General features: G+C 58.8%; 4 protein-coding genes. 2 read left to right on the top strand and 2 right to left on the bottom strand.

Annotation, left to right across the window (positions count from 1 at the left end; translation table 11 throughout):
* Positions 1-474: sigma-70 family RNA polymerase sigma factor (locus NW843_RS07460; RefSeq protein WP_414522558.1), on the top strand; the 474-nt coding region annotated here is incomplete at its 5' end.
* Positions 475-595: 121 nt separating this feature from the next.
* Here NW843_RS07460 and NW843_RS07455 read toward each other — a convergent pair.
* Positions 596-2,230, bottom strand: a complete 1,635-nt coding sequence (locus NW843_RS07455) for a CTP synthase (protein ID WP_414522557.1) — start codon at positions 2,228-2,230, stop codon at positions 596-598.
* A 42-nt stretch (positions 2,231-2,272) separates the two neighbouring features.
* Entirely contained in the window at positions 2,273-2,800 is a 528-nt protein-coding gene (locus NW843_RS07450; protein WP_414375412.1) for a hypothetical protein, read from the bottom strand.
* Between the two features lie 230 nt (positions 2,801-3,030).
* Here NW843_RS07450 and NW843_RS07445 point away from each other — a divergent pair, with 230 nt between their 5' ends.
* Complete coding sequence (locus NW843_RS07445) at positions 3,031-3,633, top strand: aldo/keto reductase (protein WP_414375410.1); 603 nt, start codon at positions 3,031-3,033, stop codon at positions 3,631-3,633.
* Positions 3,634-3,653 lie beyond the last annotated feature (20 nt).

The following is a 3,653-nucleotide window of genomic DNA, read 5'->3' as shown; positions in this document are numbered from 1 at the left end:
CAGTGCTCTCTTTTGGCTCAAATGAAAGATCAACACAACCTAAACCGTCGCCCCACCCAAGCAGAGATTGCCAAAGCTCTGGAGATTTCCCCCGACAAGCTGGACGCTCTCTTAACCCTCTTGGAAGCCGGTCGCCAAACTCTTTCGCTGCATACTCCGGTCGGCAAAGAGGAAGATACGGAGCTGATGCAGCTTATCGAGGCCGCCAACGGCCCCACTCCCGAATCGCAAATGGACTTGCACCTGCTGTCTGCCCAACTGGAAGAAATGCTGGAGCAGCTCAGCCCCCGAGAGCAAGAAATCCTCAAGCTCCGCTATGGGCTGAAAGATGGCCACCTGCACACTCTCTCCGAAATTGGTCAGCTCTTCGGCCTGTCTCGAGAGCGCGTCCGACAAATTCAAGCACGAGCCATGCGCAAACTGCGCCATCCACGCCGACAGGAAATTTTGGCGGACTGGATGACCTCGTTTTAGGCAGTAGGCCACGGCTGCTCCACAGGCGAAACCCAGGATTCCGCAGCAGTTTATGTTCAGCAAAGCTCTGCAGAACCAGGACCAGAGGCGTGCCCCCACTTTTGGACAAGGGATCTGTCAACTAGCCCATCTTCTGCAACTGCAGGGGGTGAGGCTGAGGGCGGCTGCGCAGGGCAGCTTCGATCAACCCCAAAAAGAGGGGGTGGGGGCGGTTGGGGCGGGAGCGAAACTCCGGATGGAACTGGGTGGCGATGAAAAAGGGGTGGCTGGGCAGCTCGATAATCTCCACCAAGCGGTTATCCGGCGAGACGCCGCTGATGATATAACCAGAGTCCAGAAAAAGGCTGCGGTAGGCGTTATTAAACTCGTAGCGATGGCGGTGGCGCTCGTAGATGATGGTCTCGCCATACAGCTTGGCCGCTAGGGTATTGGGCATGATGCGACAGGGATAGAGGCCCAGCCGCAGGGTTCCTCCCAGATCTTCCACATCTTTCTGCTCCGGCAAGAGGCTGATCACCGGGTGGGGGGTATCGGGGTCAAACTCGTAGCTGTTGGCCCGCTCCAGATGGGCAATGTGACATCCCCAGTCGATCACCGCGCATTGCATGCCCAGACACAGGCCCAGAAAGGGAATGCCCCGCTCCCTCACGTAGCAAATACTGGCCACTTTGCCCTCGATGCCGCGATTGCCAAACCCCCCTGGCACCACCACTCCATCCACGCCGGAAAGCAATGCCTCTGGTCCCCGCTCCTCGACTTCCTCAGAAGAGATCCAGCGCAGGGTGACACCGGCATTGAGGGCCAACCCGGCATGGCGCAGGGCCTCGGCCACCGAAAGATAGGCATCCGTAAGGCGCACGTATTTGCCGACAATGGCAATCTCCACCTGCTCTTGGGGGTGGTGCAGCCGCTGCACCAGGAGCTCCCACTCCCGTAGATCTGGCTGCTGCGGATCCAAGTTGAGGATCTCCAAAACCCGCTGCGCCAACCCCTCCTGCTCCAGCACCAGAGGCACATCGTAGATACTGGGGGCATCCTGAGCCTGAATCACACATTCCACCGGCACATCGCAAAACTCGGAGATCTTCTCCTTGATCCCGCGGGGCAATGGCTGTTCGCAGCGGCACACCAACACGTCCGGCTGGATGCCAATGGAGCGCAGCTCCTTGACCGAGTGCTGGGTAGGCTTGGTTTTCATCTCCCCTGCCGCCTTGATCAAAGGCACCAGGGTAACATGCACATAGGCCACGTTGGCCCGGCCCACGTCCTTGCGAAATTGGCGAATGGCCTCCAAAAAGGGCAGAGACTCGATATCCCCCACCGTGCCCCCCACCTCCACCAGCACCACATCGGGGTTGGTCTCGCGGGCCACTCGCCGGATCCGCTCTTTGATCTCTTGGGTGACGTGGGGGATCACCTGCACCGTGCTGCCCTGGTAATCGCCGCGCCGCTCTTTGTGGATCACGGCCTGGTAGATGGAGCCGGTGGTAACGTTGTTGAGCTTAGACATGTTGGTGTCAGTGAAGCGCTCGTAGTGGCCCAAGTCCAGGTCGGTCTCGGCGCCGTCGTCGGTGACGAACACTTCTCCATGCTGGTAGGGACTCATGGTGCCGGGATCCACATTGATATAGGGATCCAGCTTCAAAATCGACACCGTGTAGTTGCGGGATTTGAGCAGGCGACCCAAGCTAGCCGCTACAATGCCTTTGCCGATGCTGGAGACCACTCCGCCCGTGACGAAGACAAACTTGGTCATAGCTTGGATCCCTTGCCTTTTTTTGATTATGCCAGGGATCCCTTAGCGCAGAGAGCGGATGGGGCCGTTGTAGAGGATGGTGGTTTGAAAGGTGCGCCTGTCCACCCGCACCTGGGTTTCAATGCTGGGCTGGACAAAGCCGGGCTCTCCCCCCCGGAAGGTGAAGATCCAAGCATCTTCAAACTCTTCAAACGGCGAGTCAATGGCTGCCCCGTGCATGGAAGCTTCGGCGCGATAGCGCTGCAGGCCCCCATTGGCGATCTCGGCAGCTTGGCGGGCCAGGTTTTTGGCGCGGTTGAGATCGCGGAAGTAGCGGCTGATCTCCTCAAAACTCCCCCTGGGCAGCGGTCGCTGGGGAGCAGGGGTTGCCGGCACAGGCCGGGGATCCGGCACAATGGGCAGGGTGGGAATGTCCGGGCTGGGGGGCAAGGGTTCGACGGGGATGGGAGTTCCAGAGGGGAAAAGAGGGGTGATCACCTGCGCTTGGGCAGCCCTTCCAACCAGAAGGGATCCCCACAGGAGAGCCATACCGACGGAGCTGACAGTAGAGACAAGAAAAGTGGGCTTCATGGAGCCATTCCTCGCAAAAGTTCTGGGTTGAGAGACGCTGCAGCTCTTGAATGGGATCCTATCGATTCAGTTCCTTACAACAGCAGAGTCAAAAGCCTCTCCTCTCCTTCCAACCCCGGTCACAGGCTTGGGTCGTTCACGCAACCTCGGCTGCTGTCAGCAATGTCTGCTAGATTTTTGGAGAGGATCCCTGGCCACAGTGGGAGGATCGGGGTTCAGCAGGAGCAGCCATGGAGTTCGTCACCCTCGCAGATGCAGGGCTAAGGTTGAGCCGGGTGGGCCTGGGCACTTGGGCGATGGGCGGCGGCTGGTGGGGCCCTTCCGACCGCCAGGAATCTTACACCACGATTCGCAAAGCCATTGATTTGGGCATAACCACCTTCGACACCGCTCCCATCTACGGACTGGGTGTTTCGGAGGAAGTGCTGGGGCAAGCGATCAAAGACTCAGGTTGCCGCGATCGGGTGGTTCTCGCCACCAAAGCGGGACTGGAGTGGACAAACAACAAAGTGGTGCGCAACTCCAGCCTGCCTCGCTTGGCCCAAGAACTGGAGGATTCTCTGCGCCGCTTGCAAACAGATGTGATCGATCTCTACCAAATTCATTGGCCGGATCCCTTGGAACCGATCGAAGAAACGGCGGCGTTTCTGGGGCAGTTGCTGCAGGAAGGCAAGATCCGCGCCATTGGGGTCAGCAACTTTTCCCCCGAACAGATGGATCGGTTTCGCCAGGTGGCTCCTCTGCACACCGCCCAGCCCCCCTACAACCTGTTCGAGCGGCAGATTGAAGCAGAGGTCTTGCCCTACTGTCGAGAGCATGACTCTAGTCAATAATAAGCTCAACTATACTGAAA

Source organism: Synechococcus sp. R5-12 (assembly GCF_047502655.1).
Lineage (GTDB): Bacteria > Cyanobacteriota > Cyanobacteriia > Thermostichales > Thermostichaceae > Thermostichus.
This window is presented reverse-complemented; position numbering and strand designations above follow the sequence as displayed.